26 protein-coding genes are annotated in these 22753 nt (G+C 42.2%); 17 read left to right on the forward strand and 9 right to left on the reverse strand.

Annotation, left to right across the window (positions count from 1 at the left end; all coding sequences use genetic code 11):
* Window positions 1–223: 223 nt before the first annotated feature.
* Together IEV39_RS08075 and IEV39_RS08080 are read right to left on the reverse strand one after the other, a co-directional pair.
* Window positions 224–682: an acyl-CoA thioesterase gene (locus IEV39_RS08075; RefSeq protein ID WP_005284669.1), complete on the reverse strand. Its 459-nt coding sequence runs from the start codon at window positions 680–682 to the stop codon at window positions 224–226.
* A gap of 116 nt (window positions 683–798) precedes the next feature.
* Window positions 799–2175: a Do family serine endopeptidase gene (locus IEV39_RS08080; RefSeq protein WP_005284665.1), complete on the reverse strand. Its 1377-nt coding sequence runs from the start codon at window positions 2173–2175 to the stop codon at window positions 799–801.
* Window positions 2176–2547: 372 nt separating this feature from the next.
* On the opposite strand from IEV39_RS08080, the gene nadB reads away from it, so the two are divergent.
* Window positions 2548–4185, forward strand: coding sequence for an L-aspartate oxidase (gene nadB, locus IEV39_RS08085; RefSeq protein WP_171067885.1), 1638 nt, complete (start codon window positions 2548–2550; stop codon window positions 4183–4185).
* Window positions 4186–4438: 253 nt separating this feature from the next.
* Here the strand turns inward: nadB and tmk are convergent, their stop codons facing one another.
* The 3 genes from tmk to pabC are packed head-to-tail and all read right to left on the reverse strand — an operon-like array spanning window position 4439 to window position 6931.
* On the reverse strand, window positions 4439–5038 hold the full coding sequence (gene tmk, locus IEV39_RS08090; protein ID WP_005284658.1) for a dTMP kinase: 600 nt from the start codon (window positions 5036–5038) through the stop codon (window positions 4439–4441).
* On the reverse strand, window positions 5038–6117 hold the full coding sequence (gene mltG / locus IEV39_RS08095; protein ID WP_005284655.1) for an endolytic transglycosylase MltG: 1080 nt from the start codon (window positions 6115–6117) through the stop codon (window positions 5038–5040). Before mltG ends, tmk begins: the two co-directional genes overlap by 1 nt.
* A 1-nt stretch (window position 6118) precedes the next feature.
* Window positions 6119–6931, reverse strand: coding sequence for an aminodeoxychorismate lyase (pabC, locus tag IEV39_RS08100; protein WP_005229514.1), 813 nt, complete (start codon window positions 6929–6931; stop codon window positions 6119–6121).
* 252 nt (window positions 6932–7183) lie between these two features.
* Here pabC and IEV39_RS08105 point away from each other — a divergent pair, with 252 nt between their 5' ends.
* The 6 genes from IEV39_RS08105 to IEV39_RS08130 all read left to right on the forward strand — a co-directional run bounded on the left by IEV39_RS08105 (window position 7184) and on the right by IEV39_RS08130 (window position 12710).
* The gene (locus IEV39_RS08105) at window positions 7184–8191 is read left to right on the forward strand and encodes a sulfate ABC transporter substrate-binding protein (RefSeq protein WP_005284652.1); all 1008 of its coding nucleotides are present in this window, start codon (window positions 7184–7186) and stop codon (window positions 8189–8191) included.
* A 31-nt stretch (window positions 8192–8222) separates the two neighbouring features.
* The gene (locus IEV39_RS08110) at window positions 8223–8825 is read left to right on the forward strand and encodes an RBBP9/YdeN family alpha/beta hydrolase (protein ID WP_005284649.1); all 603 of its coding nucleotides are present in this window, start codon (window positions 8223–8225) and stop codon (window positions 8823–8825) included.
* 75 nt (window positions 8826–8900) lie between these two features.
* Window positions 8901–9734, forward strand: a complete 834-nt coding sequence (gene cysT, locus IEV39_RS08115; protein WP_005229508.1) for a sulfate ABC transporter permease subunit CysT — start codon at window positions 8901–8903, stop codon at window positions 9732–9734.
* Entirely contained in the window at window positions 9731–10630 is a 900-nt protein-coding gene (gene cysW / locus IEV39_RS08120) for a sulfate ABC transporter permease subunit CysW (protein WP_005284645.1), read from the forward strand. The genes cysT and cysW overlap by 4 nt, the downstream gene beginning before the upstream one ends.
* A gap of 11 nt (window positions 10631–10641) precedes the next feature.
* Window positions 10642–11712, forward strand: a complete 1071-nt coding sequence (locus IEV39_RS08125; RefSeq protein WP_005229505.1) for a sulfate/molybdate ABC transporter ATP-binding protein — start codon at window positions 10642–10644, stop codon at window positions 11710–11712.
* A gap of 74 nt (window positions 11713–11786) precedes the next feature.
* On the forward strand, window positions 11787–12710 hold the full coding sequence (locus tag IEV39_RS08130) for a CysB family HTH-type transcriptional regulator (protein ID WP_005229503.1): 924 nt from the start codon (window positions 11787–11789) through the stop codon (window positions 12708–12710).
* A 103-nt stretch (window positions 12711–12813) separates the two neighbouring features.
* Here IEV39_RS08130 and carO read toward each other — a convergent pair whose 3' ends face one another.
* Window positions 12814–13563 (reverse strand): ornithine uptake porin CarO, encoded by a 750-nt coding sequence (gene carO / locus IEV39_RS08135; protein ID WP_005284641.1) that lies wholly within the window; start codon window positions 13561–13563, stop codon window positions 12814–12816.
* A gap of 556 nt (window positions 13564–14119) precedes the next feature.
* Here carO and dapD point away from each other — a divergent pair.
* The 8 genes from dapD (at window position 14120) to IEV39_RS08175 (ending at window position 19284) form a co-directional block, all read left to right on the forward strand.
* The gene (gene dapD, locus IEV39_RS08140; protein WP_005229497.1) at window positions 14120–14941 is read left to right on the forward strand and encodes a 2,3,4,5-tetrahydropyridine-2,6-dicarboxylate N-succinyltransferase; all 822 of its coding nucleotides are present in this window, start codon (window positions 14120–14122) and stop codon (window positions 14939–14941) included.
* 116 nt (window positions 14942–15057) lie between these two features.
* Window positions 15058–15768 (forward strand): 7-carboxy-7-deazaguanine synthase QueE, encoded by a 711-nt coding sequence (gene queE / locus IEV39_RS08145; protein WP_005284637.1) that lies wholly within the window; start codon window positions 15058–15060, stop codon window positions 15766–15768.
* Between the two features lie 74 nt (window positions 15769–15842).
* Window positions 15843–16511, forward strand: a complete 669-nt coding sequence (queC, locus tag IEV39_RS08150; RefSeq protein WP_199949367.1) for a 7-cyano-7-deazaguanine synthase QueC — start codon at window positions 15843–15845, stop codon at window positions 16509–16511.
* A 32-nt stretch (window positions 16512–16543) separates the two neighbouring features.
* Window positions 16544–16966: a hypothetical protein gene (locus IEV39_RS08155; protein WP_005229494.1), complete on the forward strand. Its 423-nt coding sequence runs from the start codon at window positions 16544–16546 to the stop codon at window positions 16964–16966.
* A gap of 94 nt (window positions 16967–17060) precedes the next feature.
* Entirely contained in the window at window positions 17061–17747 is a 687-nt protein-coding gene (locus IEV39_RS08160) for a Dph6-related ATP pyrophosphatase (protein ID WP_005284633.1), read from the forward strand.
* A 19-nt stretch (window positions 17748–17766) separates the two neighbouring features.
* Window positions 17767–18228 carry a peroxiredoxin gene (locus IEV39_RS08165; protein ID WP_005284631.1) on the forward strand — a complete coding sequence of 154 codons (462 nt, stop codon included), beginning with the start codon at window positions 17767–17769 and terminating at the stop codon, window positions 18226–18228.
* Window positions 18229–18342: 114 nt separating this feature from the next.
* Window positions 18343–18909, forward strand: coding sequence for a CAP domain-containing protein (locus tag IEV39_RS08170; protein ID WP_005284628.1), 567 nt, complete (start codon window positions 18343–18345; stop codon window positions 18907–18909).
* Window positions 18910–18921: 12 nt separating this feature from the next.
* Window positions 18922–19284 carry a glyoxalase superfamily protein gene (locus IEV39_RS08175; protein ID WP_005284625.1) on the forward strand — a complete coding sequence of 121 codons (363 nt, stop codon included), beginning with the start codon at window positions 18922–18924 and terminating at the stop codon, window positions 19282–19284.
* A 13-nt stretch (window positions 19285–19297) separates the two neighbouring features.
* Here IEV39_RS08175 and IEV39_RS08180 read toward each other — a convergent pair whose 3' ends face one another.
* On the reverse strand, window positions 19298–19870 hold the full coding sequence (locus tag IEV39_RS08180; RefSeq protein ID WP_167510607.1) for a nicotinate-nicotinamide nucleotide adenylyltransferase: 573 nt from the start codon (window positions 19868–19870) through the stop codon (window positions 19298–19300).
* Between the two features lie 107 nt (window positions 19871–19977).
* On the opposite strand from IEV39_RS08180, the gene IEV39_RS08185 reads away from it, so the two are divergent.
* Complete coding sequence (locus IEV39_RS08185; RefSeq protein ID WP_005284621.1) at window positions 19978–20778, forward strand: enoyl-CoA hydratase-related protein; 801 nt, start codon at window positions 19978–19980, stop codon at window positions 20776–20778.
* Window positions 20779–20908: 130 nt separating this feature from the next.
* Window positions 20909–22051, forward strand: coding sequence for a glycerate kinase (locus tag IEV39_RS08190; protein ID WP_005284618.1), 1143 nt, complete (start codon window positions 20909–20911; stop codon window positions 22049–22051).
* A 6-nt stretch (window positions 22052–22057) separates the two neighbouring features.
* Here IEV39_RS08190 and IEV39_RS08195 read toward each other — a convergent pair whose 3' ends face one another.
* Together IEV39_RS08195 and IEV39_RS18610 are read right to left on the reverse strand one after the other, a co-directional pair.
* A complete protein-coding gene (locus IEV39_RS08195; RefSeq protein ID WP_005284614.1) occupies window positions 22058–22372 on the reverse strand; it encodes a YqfO family protein in 315 nt (104 codons plus the stop codon).
* 62 nt (window positions 22373–22434) lie between these two features.
* On the reverse strand, window positions 22435–22566 hold the full coding sequence (locus IEV39_RS18610; RefSeq protein ID WP_005284612.1) for a KGW motif small protein: 132 nt from the start codon (window positions 22564–22566) through the stop codon (window positions 22435–22437).
* Window positions 22567–22753: the final 187 nt, after the last annotated feature.

The following is a 22753-nucleotide window of genomic DNA, read 5'->3' on the forward strand; positions in this document are numbered from 1 at the left end:
GTTCCCCAAAACACAATTTAAGAGGCTACAAAATAACCAATATACAAAAATTATACAATTAGCTTAATCTATTGAATTTTTCGCATAAGCCAACGTTATTAAACGTTTTTTTAAGTATTTAATCCGAGTTTAGGTTAATTGATTCACTATTTTTAAACTTAGTTTGATGAATTGATCGTAAAATGCCGCCCTCGGATCATTCATTTGCTGCTGATTTCTGAATTTATTCAGACTGCCGATATGAAATTGAAAAATCCATTGGATTTAAATCTGGTGAAATTGGTTGGTAAGCCTGAGTAAAACTCGGTGACATCCGTTTTGGACGTCCTGTTTCAATTTCAATACAGGCCCATTTGGTATTTCCCATAAACAGAACACTTTGGTCTTTCGGACGATAAAATGCATACTGACGGAAAGAATATAAGGCATTTATATCATCCAGCCATGTACGCAAGATGATGTGTTCACCTTCCAGAGCGGCTTTGCGATACTGCACATGATGTTCAACCGCGACCATTGCATGTTTAAGTTCCAGATACTGAGCAAGTCCCAATCCTAATGTTTCGATATGTGCTGCAGCGACATCCTGCATCCACTGGATATACATCACGTTATTGACATGGCCCAATACATCGATATGCTCAGGTTGAACTCGTAATTCCAAATCAAAAATCGTACTCATTTATCTGGCTTCTTTCATCAATCAAAACTCAGCTAGATACACTAGTCTAAACTGCAGTGTATTACAAAATAAAAAACCACCCTTTTTCAGAGTGGTTTTGAGCAACCATAACAGGTTTAAGGCAGACGTAAACCTAAAATTGCACGTTGGCCCTGACGGATAATGGTCACACGGGCAACACTATTCTTCGGCAAGGCACCCACCGTTTTAGCGAACATTTGACTGTTGGTAATCGCTACACCATTAACCTGAACAATCACATCCCCTGCGACCAGATTTGATAATGATGCAAGGCCACCACGTTTCACATCCTGAATCAGAATACCACTGCGAATGTCCAAACGCGCTTGCTCAGCCGCAGTCAGGTCACGAATACTCATACCCAAACCGCTGGTTGGATTATTTTTCTCAGCATCCGCAGCCGTATCATCTGGTGCGGTACCCAGTGTTGCAGAAATGGTGCGTGTTTTATCATCACGTAAAATTTCGAGCTGCACGGTTTGATTTGGCGCAATGCGATTCAATGAATAAAGTAAATCGCCTGTGCGTGAAATCGGCACACCATTGGCTTTTAAAATCACGTCGCCTGATTTTAGGCCTGCTTTTTCAGCAGGTGATTTCGGTGCAACCTGCGTGATCAAAGAACCTTCCGGTTTTGGTAATTTATAAGCTTCGGCCAAGTTCCGATCAATGTCTTGTAGCATGATACCAAGATATGAACGTGTTACTTTACCTGTCGTCTTTAACTGTTGTACCACGTCCATTGCAACATCGATTGGAATCGAAAAAGACAATCCCATATAACCGCCGGTACCACTGAAGATACGCGAGTTAACCCCCACCACTTCACCACGCTGGTTAAACAATGGACCACCAGAGTTCCCCGGGTTCAGTGCGGCGTCTGTTTGGATAAACGGTACTGAAGTTTCACCACTCATATTACGTGATTTGGCACTGACAATCCCCGCTGATGCGGAATAATCAAAGCCAAATGGCGAACCAATCGCGAGTACAGGTTCACCAACGCGAAGCTGGTTAACATTACCAATTTTTAATTCCGGGAAATTGCTTCCATTGACTTTAAGTAATGCAATATCCGTACGTTCATCGCTACCAACAAGTGTTGCGTCAATTTCACGGCGGTCATTCAGGATAATACTGATGCGGGAAGCATTTTCAACCACATGACGATTGGTTAACAAGTATCCGTCCTTACCAATAAAAAATGCACTGCCGTAGCCGGTTTTTTCCTGTGGTCCCTGTTGTTGCGGGATAATCACCTGATTACCAAAAAAACGACGCAAAATTTCCGGAACCTGTTGTTGTAATAACTCTTCCTGAGTCATTTTCTTGACCACATTGACACTCACCACAGCAGGACTGACCTGCTCAACGAGATTTGAAAAATCTACTGGCGATGCAGCATTGACTTGAGCAGCTGCTACCGTAAATACCGCAGCATACATTCCTTGTTGTAAATAGCGACTTTTCATGAAGCAAGAACCTACATACTGTTGATTAAAATAAAAGTTATGATCTATGTTTGTAGCATAACCCTAGCATTCTTTTCGTAAAAAAATGTTTATATTTTCAATGCATACAACCAAATAGAACAATGAAATGTGAATAAATTATGGAGCCTTTTCCAGATGTTCACCTTTCAATTAAGGTTTTATCTTGGACAGCTTAAGGCTAGATTAAAACCATGTACTGAAAGTTAATCGTTTTCTCATTCATACAGATGAGGCCAAATTAATCAATAAATAAATCGCATTCGCTAAAAATTCACTCAATTTCAGGCAGATTGGCCCTTGCCTTTTTGATAAAAAAGCGGTGTCATTAGCGAACGTTTAAAACTGAAGCAGATTGACATGCCTGATTTAAAAACAATTCACCATTTTGATGTGATTATTGTGGGCAGTGGCGGTGCAGGTTTAAGCCTCGCACTCTCTTTACCAAGTCATTATAACATTGCAATTCTGGCAAAGGCGGCGCTGACAGAAGCCAGTACCTTCTACGCACAAGGCGGTGTTGCGGCAGTCTTAGACGAAACCGATTCGATTCAACAACATATTAATGACACCATGATTGCAGGCGGTCATTTGTGTGAGCTAGATGCGGTCAAACATACTGTCGAAGGTGGCAAACCATCCGTTGACTTCCTGCTCAAGCAAGGCGTGCAATTTACGCTGGATGAAGACGAACAATTGCATCTCACCCGTGAAGGTGGTCACTCACAACGCCGTATCATTCACTCTGCCGATGCAACCGGCAAAGCCATTTCAACCACGCTGGTTGAACGCGCCAAAGAAAGAAAAAATATTACAATTTTTGAAAATTATATTGCGATTGATCTGATTACCCTACACAAGCTTGGTCATCAAAACCAAGCTAATCGTGCGATCGGCCTCTATGCTTTAGATGAAGCCAGCGAACAGGTGCATACTTTCTTAGCTCCATTTACTGCACTTGCCTGTGGCGGTGCAATGAAAGCCTATCTCTACACCTCAAATCCTGATATTGCGACTGGTGATGGGATTGCCATGGCCTATCGTGCAGGTTGCCGTGTCGCCAATATGGAATTTAACCAATTCCATCCGACCTGTTTATACCATCCGAAAGCACGCTCGTTCTTAATTACCGAAGCGATGCGCGGTGAAGGTGCTTATTTGCGCCTCCCCGATGGTGAACGTTTTATGCTGCGTTTTGATGAACGTGCTGAACTTGCACCGCGTGATATTGTGGCACGTACCATCGACCATGAAATCAAGCGTCTCGGGATTCGTCATGTCTGGCTAGACATCACCCATAAATCGCCAGAGTTTATTACTGAACATTTTCCAACACTGTATGCCCGTCTGCTTGAACTCGGCATTGATATCACTAAAGATATGATTCCTGTGGTTCCAGCTGCACACTATACCTGTGGTGGTGTAGTGGTCGATGAACATAGTCAGACTGATCTCGATGGTTTATATGCCATTGGTGAGACCTCTTATACAGGTCTACACGGCGCCAACCGTATGGCCAGTAACTCATTACTAGAATGCTTCGTTTATGGCATGAGTGCAGCAGAAGATATTGAACAGAAGTTTGATGCTGAGTTTCAATTTCCAGATGTCCCAACCTGGGATGAAACGCAAGTTACCGATGCCGATGAAGATGTGGTGATCCTGCAGAACTGGGATGAGCTACGTTCCACCATGTGGAACTATGTGGGTATTGTCCGTACCACTAAACGTTTACAACGTGCCTTACACCGTATTGAAATGCTCAAGCATGAAATCACCGAGTATTATCAGGATTATCGTGTCAGTAAGAACTTGATTGAGTTACGTAATTTGGTTCTGGTTTCTGAGATGATTGTACGTTGTGCAATGGAACGTAAGGAATCACGTGGTTTGCACTATACACTGGATTATCCTGAACTCTCCAATGAGATTCGTAAGACGGTGCTCACACCGCCAAATTTCAAAGTAGAACAGCCGTTGGTGAATGAATAACACTCAATTTATTTTAGCTATTATTTTTTGATTGGCATGGCCTCATATAAACAGAATCATTAGATCTCGTTTGTATAGGCAATACATTACTTTGAAGGATCAAAGTAATCAAAATCCCTTGTTGGACAGAGGGTACATCCTTGGTACCCCTGTCCAACTGGCGGCATCCATGCCGCCGATCTCGATAGTAAATAACAACTTGGATTCAAATACTAAAAATCAGACTATTTTCAGATTAGCTATTGTTTAAAGCCTATTTCAAATATTGCAGCGCTTCTTCAAACACAACACCCGCATTTTGTGTTGCATCCAAACGTTTGATCCGCTCAGGCTCTGCTTGCCACAAGGTCTCATAACCCGCACGAACTTTAGCAAAGAAACTTAATTTCTCTTGCTCAAAACGATCCAATGCCCCGCGCTCTCGCGCACGAGTCATGCCCAACTCAATCGGCGCATCTAACCAAAAAGTAATATTCGGCATTTTCGCCACAAAAGTTTGATTTAACAGTTGCAGCTTTTCCTGACTTAAACCACGTCCAGAGCATTGATAAGCAAAGCTGGCATCGGTAAAACGATCACTCAGCACAATTTTACCTGCTTCTAATGCGGGTAAAATCACTTGCTGTAAATGCTGTGCACGTGCTGCATAAATCAATAACAGCTCAGTATCATGACTCATTTGCTCTTCATGATTTACTGCTAATAATAATGAACGAATTTGTTCAGCCAATGGGGTGCCGCCCGGTTCACGGGTCAACACCACTTCTTTACCTTGCTGTTCAAAGTACTGATGAATTTTACGAATCAGCGTAGTCTTCCCTACGCCTTCCGTCCCTTCAAAACTAATAAACATTATTCGCCCTGCTTTTTCTTTGAACGTAGTACAGTTAAATATTCTTGCACTGCACGATTATGGTCTTCTAAAGACGCGGTAAATTTATGTCCACCATTGCCTGTAGCAACAAAATAGATATTTTTGGCATCGTCTGGATGCATCGCTGCTTCAATCGCTTTCTTACTTGGCAAAGCAATAGGTGTTGGTGGTAATCCATTGATGGTATAAGTGTTATAGGCCGTTGGCGTACGTAAGTCATTACGGGTGATATTGCCTTTATAGTTGTCGCCCATGCCATAAATCACGGTTGGATCGGTTTGTAGGCGCATACCTATTTTCAGACGACGGACGAACACACCTGAAACCTGCTGTAGCTCACTATCCAGACTGGTTTCTTTTTCAATAATCGAAGCCATGATCAAGGCTTCATACTTATCTTTGTACGGTAAGTTCGGTGCTTTCTTGGCCCAGGCTTCATCTAATGATTTCATTTGACGGCGATATAAATCAGTTAAGATTTTCTTGTCCGTTTCACCTTTGGCAAAGAAATAAGTATCTGGTGCAAATAGACCTTCTGGATGCGTATATGGAATGTCTAATTGCTTTAACAGTTCAGATTGAGGAAGGTCAAGCAAGGTATTGGTGACATTCGAATCTTTTCTTAAATTCTGAATCAACTGAGAAAATGTGGTTCCCTCAATCACCAGAACACGGTTCATCTGCGCATTATCTGCATCAGACAGCATATCCATGACCTGGCGGACCGTCATGCCTTGCGTAATTTCATAAACACCTGCTTTCATGGTGTCATGAATCATAAACTTCTGATAGAGCTTTAAAACTATCGGAAAGTTCACATTATTTTCTTTGGCTAAACGATCAATAAAACGTGAATAGGTATCGCCAGAAGAGATGACCAGAAGCTGTTTCTTGCCTTCTACTGGATAAGCTTTGAATAAACTTGACCATACAATGCCAAAGATCACCAAAATAAAAACCACAATGGCGATCAAAAAGGCTTTAAAAAAAGAAAAACTGGATTTTGGTTTCGCTTTTGGCTTTTTCTTACTTTTGCTGGAACTAGGCGGCTTTGGCATATTAATCAATCTGGCTAAGTTTTAACGTTTCAAATAAATCAAGATAAGGTTGTTGCTCTAAACAACGGTCATGAAATCGAATCACCGCTTTCATCGGGTGCAATGCATTGCAGAAGAATAAACTCTGAATACGACCAATTTCGTTCATCTCAATACAACGCTGCTCACATTTAACCTGATATTGCTGCATTCTCGATAGAATTTTAGCCCGCATCACACCGTGGACGCCATTATAGCGAAGTTCAGGCGTAATCCACCGATCATTTATACGAATAAAACAATTACTGCTCACCCCTTCAACAATAGCCCCCTGCACATCACTGACCAATGCTTCCAGCCAGCCATGCTGATCTGCCTCTTGCTTGAGTAAGACCTGCTCTAATCTGTTCAATGTTTTCAATCCAACCAGATGTGGCATATTCAACCCCAAGGCATGATTTAACAGGCCACTTTCAATCCATTCAGGTTGAAAAACCTGCGTCACTCTCGGGTAATACCAGACATAAATATCGGCTGCATGTAACGGTAGACTATAGCCGCGATCTCCCTCACCGCGGCTAATCACCACTTTTAAGGTACCATTCAGCATGGCATATTGCTGCTGTAAATGTACAAGTGACTTTTCAATCAAGGATAAATCGGCATCGAGGCTTAGGCTATTACAGGCCAGTTTTAAACGTGCAAAGTGCAACTCTTTTAGCTCAAAATTTCCGTGAAAAATACGTGCTGTGGTAAAGCAACCATCACCATAATGAAAAGCACGATCTAGTAAAGGAATGGCGTCAATTAACTGTCCATTTTTATAACACTGCATGATCTAAGCACCTACTCACTCAACAAGACCGTACGACCAAAAAGAAATAAATATTTGATTTTAAACAATTATAACAATTAAAAAAGTGAATTAAAAATGTGTTATATATCAATAATTCAGCAAAGCTTATCTGTTTTATCTATTTCTATATTTTTCATAACAAATTCGATTTTAATTATTTTTTTTGCAAAAAAACTGGCGTTATGCTGCGTACATATTCCAAACAGTGATTTAGTTTTTAAGGGGTTTTCCATGCGTTTTTCTCAAGTTAAAGTCGGCGTCATTGCTGCATTACTCTCAGTTTCTTCATTTGCGGCACAAGAGTTCTTAAATGTCTCTTATGACCCAACTCGTGAACTCTATACCGATTTCAACAAACAGTTCGGTACCTTCTGGAAACAGCGTACCGGTCAGGACATCGATTTTAAACAGTCACATGGCGGCTCAGGTAAACAGGCCCGTTCCGTGATTGATGGCTTAAATGCAGATGTAGTTACACTTGCGCTTGCAGCAGATATCGATGAGATTGCTCAAAATGCAAAATTACTCCCAGCAGACTGGCAAAAGAAATTACCGAATAACTCTACACCATACACATCAACTATTGTTTTCCTGGTTCGTAAAGGTAATCCAAAACAAATCAAAGATTGGGGTGACTTGGTTAAACCAGGTGTAGAAATCATTACACCAAACCCGAAAACCTCTGGCGGTGCACGCTGGAACTACTTAGGTGCTTGGGCATGGGCAAAACACCAGAAAGGCGGTAACGACGCCAAAGCTCAAGAATTTGTTCGTCAAATTTATAAACAAACCAAAGTACTCGATTCAGGTGCTCGTGGCGCAACTACAACCTTTGCTGAACGCGGTATCGGTGATGTATTGCTGGCTTGGGAAAATGAAGCCTACCTAGCCGTACGTGAGCAGCCAGGTAAATTTGAAATCGTCACCCCTTCTCTTTCTATTCTTGCAGAACCGCCAGTTGCTGTGGTTGAAAAGAATGCCGAGAAAAAAGGCAATCTACAAATCGCCCGTGGTTACTTGAACTACCTGTATTCACCAGCAGGACAAGAGATTGCTGCACGTAACTTCTACCGCCCACGTAATGCAGCGGTATTAAAGAAATATAGCAATGTGTTTAAGCCGTTGAAACTGGTGACAATTGATCAAGAGTTCGGTGGCTGGACCAAAGTGCAAAAAACCCACTTTGATAATGGCGGTATCTTTGACCAGATCGTCAAACAGAACAGCACAGGCAAATAATTTACTTGCCGGATAAATAGGGAGAGCGGACATGATTCATACGGTAATTGTTCCAGGTGTAGGTGGTAGCGAAGCGCAGCATTGGCAGTCTTGGTTACAACAGCAACTCGTGTCTAGCTCTCGCGTTGAACAGAGACATTGGGATCGTCCAGTATTAAGTGAATGGATCGCCCAGTTTGTAAAAACAGTTGCAGCCGCGCCTGCGCCAGTGCAAATCGTGGCACATAGCTTTGGCTGCTTGACCAGTGTTGCTGCACTTGCTGAACATCCAGAACTCCGGACCAAAGTTAAAAACCTGCTTCTGGTTGCGCCTGCCAATCCAGCACGTTTTGGTGAAGCCGGCTTTGCACGTCATAGCTTGACAGACTATCAACAGTATTTTCAGCAGCTCAATATCGAGGTACCCACCACCTTATTGATTAGTGAAAATGATCCTTGGCTGGGGTATGTCGATGCATTACAACTGGCCCAGGCATGGAAACTGACACCGATTAATTTAGGCGCCGTGGGTCATGTCAATGTTGCTTCCGGATTCGGTCCTTTTCCGGAAATCCTGAATTATCTGTTACCTGAAAAAAAGACGCAGTTCGTTGCCCGAATGAGTCAGGCAAACTTTAATCTGAAGTTTGCCTAAGTTCCGCCCCATATTTTTAGTTATCGCATTATTTATTTGCTGGTTTTAGCAAACCTTTCTCTTTGAGGAAATATCATGTCGCAGCGTTCCCGAGTGCTGCCTGGGTTTGGTCTCTCATTAGGCTTCACCCTCGCTTACGTGTCTTTGATTGTGCTTATTCCTTTATCTGCTGTATTTATCAAATCTTTAGGGATTGGATGGGATGGCTTATGGGAAATCTTAACCTCAGAACGGATTTTAAAATCCTTGCAACTTAGTTTTAGTGCAGCCCTAATTGCTGCATTAGTGAATGTTATTTTTGGCTTGTTACTGGCTTGGTGTCTGGTTCGCTATAGCTTTCCTGGTAAACGTATTATCGATGCTTTAGTCGACTTACCTTTTGCGTTACCGACGGCGGTTGCAGGTATCGCACTTACCTCTTTATATGCACCAACAGGCTGGATCGGACAGTATCTTTCTCCTCTTGGAATTGAAGTAGCGTATACGCCAATCGGGATTACACTGGCACTGATCTTTATCGGGTTACCTTTTGTGGTTCGTACCGTACAGCCTGTATTGAGTGATATTGAAACCGAGCTAGAAGAAGCGGCTTCTGCCCTGGGTGCAAATCGTTGGCAGACGATCACTAAAATCATTTTGCCGATCTTGTTTCCAGCGGTACTTACCGGTTTTGCCTTGGCCTTTGCCCGGGGTGTCGGAGAATATGGCTCGGTAATTTTTATTGCCGGTAACCAGCCTTATAAAACCGAAATCGCGCCACTGATGATTATCTCTCGTTTAGAAGAATATGATTATGCAGGTGCAACCACGATTGCGGTCGTTATGCTTGTTCTGTCATTTGCCATCTTATTTTTAATTAATTTAGTACAAGCATGGGCAAGCCGCCGTACAGGGAGAGTTGCACAATGAGCTTAAATACCAATAGCAATGCTTTGGCACTCAAACTGCAAAGTAGAGACGCTACCCGTGAACCGATCTGGGTACGTTATAGCTTAATTGCTGTGGCTTTCATCTTCTTTTTAAGCTGCTTACTGTTACCCCTGATTCTAGTTTTTGTTGAAGCGTTCAAGCAAGGGATTGCAGTCTATATCAATGCTCTGACCGATTCGGACACCTTATCCGCAGTCAAACTCACCTTAATCACTGCAGCGATTGCAGTTCCAATTAATGTGGTGTTTGGTGTAGCAGCGGCATGGGCTGTTGCCAAGTTCCAGTTTCGAGGTAAAGCCATTCTCACCACGATTATAGACATACCGTTCTCGGTCTCTCCTGTGATTGCGGGTCTAATGCTGGTGCTGATTTTTGGTGCTCAAGGCTGGATGGGTGGCTGGTTAATGGATAACGACATCAAAATCCTGTATGCCGTGCCTGCGATTGTTCTTGCCACCATTTTTATTACCGTTCCTTTTGTTGCACGTGAATTGATTCCATTGATGGAAGCACAAGGTACCGAGGAAGAAGAAGCCGCGATTGTACTCGGTGCTTCAGGCTGGCAAACCTTCTGGAGAGTCACTTTACCCAATATCAAATGGGGTCTGATTTACGGCGTGATTTTGTGTAATGCCCGTGCCATGGGTGAGTTCGGTGCGGTATCTGTGGTTTCTGGCCATATCCGTGGGCAAACCAATACCTTACCGCTACACGTCGAGATTCTTTATAACGAATATACCTTTAGTGCTGCATTTGCTGTGTCGTCGTTACTGGCATTTTTAGCGATTCTCACTTTGATCTTGAAAACGTGGCTCGAAGTCCGCCAAGAACAAGCAAATCAACATCAGCCCACTCAAGATCAACCTAGCCACTAAGGAATAAACACATGAGTATTCAAGTTAAAAATATTGAAAAACACTTTGGTGCATTCCATGCGCTAAAAAATATCTCTTTAGATTTTCCTGAAGGTGAGTTGGTTGCCCTACTTGGTCCTTCAGGCTGTGGTAAAACTACCTTATTACGGATTATTGCAGGTCTGGAATCTGCCGATGGCGGACAGGTTTTACTTGAAGGTGAAGACGCAACCGATATCCATGTGCGTGAACGTCAGGTCGGTTTTGTATTCCAGCATTATGCCCTGTTCCGTCACATGAGCGTTTTTGACAATATTGCCTTTGGCTTACGTGTGCGTCCGCGTGCCACACGTCCATCGGAAGCTGAAATTAAGAAACGTGTGACACGCTTGCTGGATCTGGTGCAACTTGGTTTCTTGGCAGATCGTTACCCGGCCCAGCTTTCTGGTGGTCAACGTCAACGTATTGCCTTAGCCCGCGCGCTTGCAGTTGAACCACGTGTTTTGTTGCTGGATGAACCATTTGGTGCACTGGATGCCAAAGTCCGTAAGGAATTACGCCGCTGGCTACGTACCTTACATGATGAACTGCATATTACCTCGATCTTTGTCACCCATGATCAGGAAGAAGCTTTGGAAGTTGCAGATCAAATTATTGTCATGAACAAAGGTGATGTTGAACAAATCGGTTCACCACGCGAAGTGTACGAAAAACCGGCAACGCCTTTTGTTTTTGATTTCCTTGGTCAAGCAAATCGTTTTGAAGGTGAGCATACAGGCGGTATTATCCGTATCGGCGATGATCGTATTCAGCTACCAACCAGCCTTGAGGCCCCGCAAGGCAAAGTCATTGCATTTGCACGACCAAATGAATTACATATTCATACCCAGCCTCAAGCCAATACCATTGAGGCAACCTTCTTACGTGAAGTATGGATTGCTGGCCGGGTTGTCGCTGAATTACAAGATCGTAGTGGACGAACCATTGAAATTTTATTAAGTGTAGAAGAGGCGAATTTACATCAATTCAAACCAAATCAAACCGTTTGGATTAGTGCTGCTCAACTTCATTTATTTGCAGATCAATCAACGCAAGTTGCTTAGAAGAATACTTTGAGGGCGGTTAAACTATCCTTGCAGGACTTTAGCCGTTTCTCACCTTATGTGGAAAAAAGACTATGAACTTTCAACAACTCAGAATTATTCGAGAAACTGTTCGCCAAAACTTTAATTTAACCGAAGCATCTGCGGCCCTTTATACCTCTCAATCTGGCGTCAGCAAACACATCAAAGATTTAGAAGATGAACTCGGCGTACAGTTATTTGTACGTAAAGGCAAACGCTTACTGGGTCTGACCGAGCCAGGTCAGTCTTTACTCAGCATCGTGGAACGCATGTTGGTCGATGCCGATAATATTAAACGCCTCGCCGATGATTTTAATAAAGTTGATGAAGGCACACTGACCATCGCCACCACACATACCCAAGCGCGTTATGTGTTGCCACCGATTGTGAATCAATTTAAGAAACTATTTCCTAAAGTTCATTTGGTTTTACAACAAGCCAGTCCTGTTGAAATTGCAGAAATGCTGCTTCAGGGTGAAGCCGATATCGGGATCGCAACCGAATCATTAACCACAGAAGAAAATCTAGCCAGTGTGCCGTATTATGAATGGCACCATAGCATTATTACCCCGAAAGACCATCCATTGGCAAAACTAGATAAAATCAGCCTGGATGTATTGGCTGACTATCCGCTGATTACTTACCACGGCGGTTTCACGGGCCGTTCAAAAATTGATAAAGCTTTTGAAGATGCACAACTTCATGCAGACATCGTAATGTCAGCACTCGATGCTGATGTCATTAAAACCTATGTTGAACTGAATATGGGCGTCGGGATTGTCAATGATGTCGCTTATGATGCTGAACGTGATTATCGCCTACAACAGATTAAGACTGATGTGTTTGGTGTGAATACCACTTGGATCGCAGTACGTAAAGGACATCTATTACGTGGCTATGGTTATGAATTCATTTCCTTATGCTCCCCAGAAACCGATATTAAAGCTTTGAAAAAAGTCGCTTATCCCGAAGAATAAATGATCCTGAATATAAAAGGCGCATGATGCGCCTTTTATTTGCTCTATTTACAGGCATAAAAAAACGAGCATGACGCTCGTTTTTTTATAAGGAATGCATGGATTAGAACTTGAAGCTCATACCCACTTTCGCAACTGGCATCCACTCATATTTACTTTTGTTTTCAATATTGCGTTCTTCATTCGCAATTTCATCATTCAAGTTAGCACCGCTACCATTACTCGCTGTACCACCATTTACGTTTCGTAAAGATGCAGTTGGATTACCAGTATAGTAAGCACCAACCTCACCAAACACGCCAATATTTTTATAGACTTGCGGTGCAATACCGACACCTACATATGGTGCGATATCATCTTTATAACTCATTTTACCTGCGATATGTACATCAGAAGTTGCATTAAAATCAGTATTGTTCACACTGAAGTTACGGCCCTGACTTACACGACGATCAAGTTTGTAGTCATTATCTAAATAACCAACACCTGTCGCAACATATAATGAATTCGCAAAGTTATTGGCACTTGCACCCCAAGGACGGATTTCAGCATTTAAATATGCTGTTTTATTATCCATATCTAGGTCATATTTAGAGCCATTAATTTTAAGGTCATCTGACCAAGAAATATCGCCACCATTGTAACCAAGGCTTAAGCTAACGTATGGGTTGACTTTATATGAAATTGCCCCACCGTAACCAGTAGTACCCACTTCAGCACGAACTGAAACTGGATCTAAGTATGAAGGAAAAGCGTACACAGATTCCTGCACAACTTGTTCATCTGCCGCAAATGCAGTACCTGCAATCGCTGTTAATGCACCTGCTGCTAACATAACACGCAAAGCTTTCATTGAAGTCTCCTCAAAAATGCTCTTATTTAAAGTATAATTGTTACTGTGGACACAGCATAAAATAAATAGCGCTATTTTTTTATACAGAAACTGATTATTTTTTGTTATTTTTTGATACAAATTCGAAGGAATTATGTATTTATAAATTATAGATAAAAAACAATAGGCTCCATTTTTATGACAGTTTTATTGCTCAATTTTAAAACAAAATATTGTAACCACTTTTTTCAAAGATTCTGAGGGTCTGCTGCCACTTTATCTATGGTTGCGACAATGGAGATTTTTTAGGCGATACAAGGCATGGCTTGTGAAGTTTAGGCTTTCTAAATGAACAAGACATAACGATGTAGCGACAAAAAAACTCCTTGTCCCAAAGGGTTATAGCTAAAACTCCCTCATACTTCGTTATGAAACTTGGCAAGGGAATAGCCATTCCCTGCGTTTCATACCTCGTCTGATAAAATTTTAGCTTATAACGCAACCTATTTATAAAATGGCAACAGACCCTACAAAATTAGTGTAAAATCTTCAAAATTTTTTTGGAAGAAGGAAGATCATGTCTCAGCTTTCTACAATCATTGAGCAAGCATTTGAAGACCGTGCCAACTATAGTGCAGCGGACTGCCCAACTGAAATCCGTCAAGCTGTAGAACAAGCATTGGCTGGATTAGATAACGGTACACTACGTGTTGCCGAAAAAATCGATGGTGAATGGGTTGTTCATCAGTGGCTGAAAAAAGCCGTTTTGCTTTCATTCAAACTCAATGATAACAAACCGATCGAATCATGTGATCTTCGTTTCTATGACAAAGTAGATACCAAACATTCCGGCTGGACTGAAGAACAGTTCAAAGCTGCGGGTGTACGTGTAGTACCGCCTGCAGTTGCCCGTCGTGGTAGCTTCCAGGCTAAAAATGTGGTGTTAATGCCTTCTTATGTCAATATTGGTGCTTATGTAGATGAAGGCACAATGGTTGATACTTGGGCAACTGTAGGTTCATGTGCACAAATCGGTAAAAATGTTCACTTGTCTGGTGGCGTTGGTATCGGTGGTGTTTTAGAACCTTTACAGGCAAACCCGACCATTATTGAAGATAACTGTTTCATCGGTGCACGTTCTGAAATCGTTGAAGGCGTGATTGTTGAAGAAGGTTCGGTCATTTCAATGGGCGTTTTCATCGGTCAATCAACCAAAATCTTTGATCGTGAAACGGGTGAAATTCACTACGGCCGCGTACCAGCAGGCTCTGTGGTTGTTGCGGGTAGCCTTCCATCAAAATGCGGTACTTACAGCTTATATGCAGCCATCATCGTGAAAAAAGTGGATGCAAAAACACGTGCAAAAACCAGCTTGAACGATTTATTACGCGCTGACTAATTTGTAATATATACGGAACTTAATGGTTCCTCGTCTCTACGATCAGTCATGGTCGTAGAGATTTTGTTTTTTATGTAGCATGCTGCTTGTGTGGCACCTGTCTGTGGTAACTATTTATGGCTTCCTTACGTTCTTCTGCAATTCCTGTCTCTGATCCTGCGGCTGGTTTACGCATTACGGAGATCTTTTACTCTTTGCAAGGCGAAGCGAATACCTTTGGTCTACCGACGGTGTTTATTCGCTTAACAGGTTGTCCGTTACGTTGCAGTTATTGTGATACCACCTATTCTTTTGAAGGTGGTGAGCGTTTATCCCTGGAACAGATTATCGAAACCGCAAGCCAGCATAAAACACCTTATATTTGTGTTACAGGTGGCGAACCGCTTGCACAACCAAACTGTCTGATCTTGTTACAACGCCTTTGTGATCTTGGTTTTCAGGTTTCTCTTGAAACCAGTGGCGCTTTGGATGTTTCCAAGGTTGACCCACGTGTTTCCAAAGTGCTGGATTTAAAAACACCAACCTCGAAAGAAGATCACCGTAATTTGTTCAGCAATCTTGACCATATCACCTCGCATGACCAGATTAAATTTGTGATCTGTAATCGTGAAGACTATGAATGGTCAAAACAACAGCTGGAACAGTTCCAATTGCAAGATAAAGTGAGTACGGTTTGGTTCTCACCTGCTTTTGCAGTGGAAAAAGGTGCAGTTGCCCTGCCAGCATTGGCACGCGACTTGGCCCAGTGGATTTTAGAAGACCATCTCCCTGTTCGCTTCCAGCTACAGTTACACAAACTGTTATGGAATGATGAATCTGGTCGTTAAAAGCTTATGAAAACCATATCTCCCACAGAAATGGTTTCCTCAAATTTATTTTAGGTTGAATAATGGAAAATAATATGCGTTCTCGTGCCATCGTATTATTGTCTGGCGGCTTAGACTCAACAACGTGTCTGGCCTGGGCACAGGCTAATTATGAATGTATCGCCCTAAGCTTTATGTATGGTCAACGTTCAACCACTGAACTTGATGCAGCAAAAGCACTCGCTCAACGTGCAGGCGTTGAACACCGTATCATTAATATTGATTTAGGCAATTTAGGCGGTTCCGCGCTTACAGATCATAACATTGAAGTCCCAGAACAATTACAAGAAGGGATTCCTGTAACTTATGTTCCAGCACGTAACACAATTTTCTTGTCTTATGCCCTTGCTGCGGCGGAGGTTTTTGACGCTGCTGCCATCGTAATTGGTATCAATGCTGTTGATTATTCAGGATATCCAGATTGTCGACCTGAATTTATTGACGCTTTTGCCAATCTTGCGCATTTAGCAACCAAAGCGGGCGTTGAAGGAAAACCCCTTAAAATAGAAACACCTTTGTTACATTTATCCAAAGCGAATATTATACGCTTAGGCATCGAACATGGCGTAGACTACAGTCAAACGGTATCCTGCTATCAGGCAGATGCTCAAGGACGTGCATGTGGCAAATGCGACAGTTGTCGTTTACGTCAACAAGGTTTTATCGAAGCAGGTATTGCGGATCCTACGCGTTACGCTGAATAATCGATATTAGGGTAAAAAATTAGGTACATTATATGAAGTTTTCTAAATCAAATCTTATTCTTTCTACAATGATGTCAGCTGCTGCACTTTTTGCGACAGCAACTCACGCAGCTGATAATCCATTACAAACTGCGTATAAAAGTACCAATGTAAAAGCAGCATTGGTCAACGTATGTAAAGACCAGACTGCAAAAGGCGGCAAATTAACAGCGGCTGAAGTTAGCAAGTTCTGTGGTTGCCAAATTGATGCTCAAGGTAAAGTAACTGAAGCGCAAAAATGGGAAATCCAGAGCGCAATCAATGCGAAGAAAAGCCCAAGCTCTTTAGGTTTTGTGCAACAGCAAAATAAAGACCTACAAGCATGTTTAGGTGCTCCACTTGTCAGCAAGTTAGAGAAACTGACTGAAGAAGCAATGAAAGCTGCTCAACAACAGCAACAGGCTCCAAAAAAATAAGCCTGTATTGTTGAAAACAAAGCCTGCATTTATGCAGGCTTTTTTATTGGGCTTTGTTAAAATCCCCTTTATCTAGAATCAGTTGAATAACACCATGCAAGATCAATGGAAAACTAATGCCGAGCAACGACAATCTATTGTCTCGTTCAGTGGTGGTAAAGACAGTTCCCTCGCCTTATACCATGCCATGCAAACAGGCACTGTGATTGGGCTCATTGTCATGCTGGAAGAACAAGGTCAGCGTTCTCGTTCCCATGCCATGCCGCTGGATATTATCCGCGCACAAGCAGATGCGGTTGCTTTACCCGTTTATATGACCTCTTCCAGTTGGGCTGATTATGAGACAAGATTCATTGCCCTGCTCGATCAAGCCAAACAACATGGCGCAGAAGTGCTGGTTACCGGTGATCTGGATATGCCGGAGCATGGCTGCTGGCATGATCGGGTGACCCAGCAAGTGGGACTGAAACTGGGCATGCCACTTTGGTTACGCCCTCACCGTGAAGTGGTCGAAGAATTTATTCAGCTGGGGTTTAAAAGTGTCATCGTCACCATCAATCTGAAACTGGGTATGCAAGTTGAAGATCTAGGTAAGATTTTAACGCTGGAATACATCCAAGAATTGGAAGATCGTGGCATTGATCCATGTGGTGAAGGCGGTGAATTCCACACCACCGTGATTGATGGACCAATTTTTAACAAAGCTATTCCTGTACGTCACGGCGATATTGTTTATCATGAAGAATATGCTTTTTTACCGCTTGAGCTTGAGCAAAACTAATTTTATCGAAGGATGAACAATGTCTGAGAATATTCAATTACCCAATCATGTATTCCCAACCACACAAGGTGAAATCAATCTGGCCGAAACTGGCAGTGAATGGTTAGTGCTCTATTTCTATCCTAAGGATTCAACGCCAGGTTGTACCACTCAAGCAGTAGGCTTTTCTTGCTTGAAAGATCAGTTTGATGCCTTAAACTGCCAGATTATCGGGGTATCTCGTGATTCAGTTAAAGCACATCAGAACTTTACCGAAAAGCAATCGCTCAGTATTGATTTAATCAGTGATAAAGAAGAAGTGCTGTGTAAACATTTCGACGTGATTAAAGAAAAAAACATGTATGGCAAACAGGTCATGGGCATTGAACGCTCAACATTTATTTTCCATAACCAGCAGTTAGTAAAAAGCTATCGCAAAGTCAAAGCGGCTGGACATGCTGAACAAGTATTAGAAGACTTAAAAGCCCTGCAAACAGCTTAAGACGATTCTGTAAAAAAGCGGATTCCATATCCGCTTTTTTATTCAGGCAAATTGCTGTTCACTTGCTGCTTAGCGTATGATAAGGACATTAAAAATAATTAAAAGATACTGAAAATGAATCCTCTAAAACCACTTTCTAGCCTTAGCTGTCTCATGTTCTTATCCGCTTGTAGTACAAGTACACCTGCGACATCTCAACAACAGTCCTTTACTGTCGCACAAATTAATCAGTCGACCGCCTCAATACGCTGTCAGGATATACAAAACCCTGCTTATCAGCAGGCTATTCTGAATGCAATCAATGAAATTCGACAGCATCCCCAGCAATGTGGTGGTCAGCATTTCCCTGCCGTAGCTCCGTTAAAATGGAGTAATGCTTTATCCCAAAGTGCGTTTGCGCATGCGCAGGATATGGCTCAACACAGTATGCTCGGACACACCAGTAGCACAGGTCACGATTTTAGAAGCCGCTTAAAGACACAATTTAAAGGCCACGGCGGTGGAGAAAATGTGGCACGTGGACAAAATAGCTTGAATGAAGTGATGGCAACATGGCTGGCCAGTCCGGTACATTGTCACAATTTGATGCATCCAAAATTTACAGATTATGCGATCGCCTGTACAGTTGATCAATCCGCGAAGCAAAAAACGTATTGGACTCAACAATTTGGTGTTCGATAAAAAGGAATAAGCATGCAATCTGGCTCAATTACCCCTATTCTCCGTATTTTTGATGTGGAACTCGCCCAATCATTTTATCTGGAATATTTGGGCTTTCAACTCGACTGGCAACATAGCTTTGGGGATAACTTCCCACTTTATCTACAGATTTCCAGAGAGAATTGCATCATTCATTTAACTGAGCATTTTGCAGATGCCAGCCCGCACAGTGCCATTCGTATTTACTGGGAAAATCTCAGTTTACTTCATGCAGAACTGAATGCAAAAGACTATAAATTTGACAAGCCTCAAGTAGAGAAAACCGATTGGGAAACCTTGGAACTGAGTATCACCGATCCATTTTCAAATCGAATCATTTTTTGGGAAGATGTTTAATCTTCCCTTTGTCTCAAGACTCATTGATATTGGAACGGTCATTGTCCTTAAATTTTTGCTGTAATTTTGGATAAACCGCCGATTGCTGAAAGTCATTTAAAAACTGAATGGTGCCTTCAGGGAAAAACTCGGTTTGAATCTCCCCACGATAATAGGCTTCACGCATGGGCGTTGCTGAAATTGAATCTTTCAAACTCTCCAGTTCCACCATCTGCCACTCAGGAAATAAACGTAAATAATAGGAAGATTCATCCTTAAAATGACCAATCAGACCGACTTTTGCATCTGGTTGAATGATCCCATTGACCAAATCTTTGACCTGCTTGACCCATTTTTCATCGTTATACACGTCAACCACATGCACAAAATGAATTCGCTTTTGATCTTGTTTAGAAAAGTTCGACAAGATCATTTGCTCACGCTCAACCGCCAGAAAAGGATTTTTGATATTCCGTTCCAATTGAGCTGAACCTAAAGCCAAGATCACGTTTTGACTTTGTTGTAACGCAATTTCAATGGTTTGCATATGTGCCAGATGAAATGGCTGGAAGCGTCCAATAAAAACAAGATAGTCAAATGTGTACATAGGCTTAATTTCACTTTTTTGTGAACTCATCAGTTGTGCCATTCTGGTAAATATGCGACATAATGAGTGCACTTAACAACAATCTGGATTAAAGCAAGGATAGTACGATGACACTTAGCTGTATTCAACAACCTCATCAACATTTGCAAGCAAATTTAGAAGATGGCGTACTCACCTTAGCCATTAACCGTTCAGAAGCAAAAAATGCACTCTATGGTGAACTTTATCTTTGGATCGCAAAAGCTTTGGATGAAGCCGATGCGGATAAAGACGTTCGTGTGGTGATCTTCCGTGGTGCAGAACAAGACTTCACTGCGGGTAATGATATGAAAGACTTTATGGGCTTTATTCAAAAGCCGCATGAAGGTAAAGCGGGCGACCAACCGCCATTTGTATTATTAAAAGCAGCTGCCCGTTTTTCAAAACCGCTAATCATTGCAGTCAAAGGGGTTGCAATTGGTATTGGGGTTACGATTTTATTACATGCCGATCTGGTGTTTGCAGACACTACGGCTCTGTTCCAGATCCCATTTGTCAGCCTTGGCCTATCTCCGGAAGGTGCAGCTAGCCGTTTACTGGTCAAACAGGCAGGTTACCAGAAAGCAGCCGAGTTATTATTCACGGCGAAGAAATTTGATGCAGCAACTGCGGTAAAAGCCAATCTAGTCAATGATGTGGTCGAAGATGTGTATGCTACTGCACAGCAAACTGCGCAACATTTAGCTGCATTACCATTGGCGTCGATCAAACAAAGTAAGGCACTGATGAAACAGGACTTGGCTGAAATCATTCAGTGTGTTGATGATGAAGCTGAAATCTTTATGCAACGTGTACGTTCTCCAGAAATGATGGAAGCGGTACAAGCCTTTATGCAAAAACGTAAGCCTGATTTTTCTCAGTTTAATTAATCACTGCCTAAATCATTTAAATAAACCACTTAGCCTAAAAGTTAAGTGGTTTTTTATTTTGCGTATCCATATAGATATTTAAGAATAGACCGTCTAAGCTCGACTCAGATCAAAACTAAATTTTAAAACTATGAAAGTCATCATTGCTCCTGATTCATTTAAAGACAGCTTATCCGCACAGCATGTAGCAGAAGCAATTGCTTTGGGTTGGCAACAGGTTTTTCCTGATGCAGAAATCGTGAATTGCCCCATGGCGGATGGCGGCGAAGGAACAATTGACGCAGTTTTAGCGGCTTGTTCAGGTCAATGGCGAGAGCAAAGAGTACAAGGCCCACTTGGTGAATCGGTACTGGCAAAATGGGGCTGGTTAGAGGCTGAAAAGACCGCCATTATTGAAATGGCGCAAGCCAGTGGTATCCAGTTACTCAAACCTTCTCAGCGTAATGCCTGTAGCAGCAGTACTTTTGGTACAGGTGAGCTGATCCTGGCTGCTTTGGATGCAGGTGCTAAGGAAATTATTCTGACAATTGGCGGTAGCGCAACCAATGATGCAGGTACTGGCTTACTCCATGCATTAGGTGCCAGATTTCTGGATGTGGATCATCAAGTCTTGCCTGCTGGTGGTCTTGCCCTGCAAAACCTGATACAGATCGATCTGGAAAATTTTGATTCACGAATTCAACAGACTAAATTTTTATTGGCTGCAGATGTGACCAATCCTTTATGTGGTCCTAATGGCGCTTCTCATATTTTTGGACCGCAAAAAGGGGCTTCACCTCAACAAGTGTTGGCCTTAGATCAAGCCCTCTCCCACTTTGCCGACGTTACGGCTCAATACTTTGGCTTTGATCAACGTCATGAGGCTGGTTCGGGAGCTGCGGGTGGCTTGGGTTTTGCGGCTAAAACATTTTTAAAGGCCGAGTTTCGATCGGGTGTCGAAGTCATTGCAGAACTAAATCAACTTGCCGATAAAATTCAGGGGGCGGATTGGGTGATTACTGGCGAAGGTAAACTTGACCAACAAACCTTAAATGGCAAAACCCCATTCGGTGTGGCCAAAATAGCACAAGCTGCCAATATCCCGGTGATTGTGATTGCAGGAACACTTGGGCAAAACTATCAAGCTTTATACGAACATGGCATTACCGCTGCCTTTTCTTTAACTTCCGGCCCAAGCACGCTAGAACAAGCCTGTCAAAATGCAGCAGAGTTGATCCGCACACGCACAACCGATATCGCCCGATTAATTCAAAGCACGATGCCTGGTAAATAATAAAGCTTATTGAATATCTAAAATCTGGATAAACTCAAAGGCCGGTTCTTCATATGGATGGCTTGCCTTTAAAGCTTTAGCCACCGCACTGGCCTTCTCTTCTGCAACAATAGTTTCAACTCGCCATTCTTCGAGTTGCTCTAACTCATCCAGTTGCCCTAAGAACGGATTGGCACCTTTAACGGGCTTAAATTGCCCGATGCCTTTGACTTGCCAAGCACAGTGTTCATAGTTTCCAATACCACCCGCCCCGGCATCAAAAATTGCTTGTTTGGTCGCTTCCAGATGAGATTCAGGCACGTAATAAATCAGTTTTAACATCGTAAAATGGCTCAAATTAAAATCAATCTGGCTTCAATCATAACGGTATAAATGCTAAACAATCAAAGTGGAAGATTAATCATGAGATAACTTACCGCAATAAATAGCAATTGGATAAACACAGTGAAGCCAAACCAAAACCAGCCTTTGTCTTTTGAATAGCTTGTTCTTAAATAGTTTTCATTTTTCATCATATTGCTCTCGCATATCTTATTCATTGTTGAAATATGAGAAGCAAAAAGTAGACCACATGTGAATTCTATTTCACAAAAAGAGAAAGTTAATAAAGTGATATTTAAAGGTTATTTTAGAAAAAATTATACGTCATGTTATGTCGCATCAATATAGAATTTATATAAAAATTATTTTAAATAATGGTAT

It is taken from the genome of Acinetobacter courvalinii, from assembly GCF_014635545.1.
Classification (GTDB): domain Bacteria; phylum Pseudomonadota; class Gammaproteobacteria; order Pseudomonadales; family Moraxellaceae; genus Acinetobacter; species Acinetobacter courvalinii.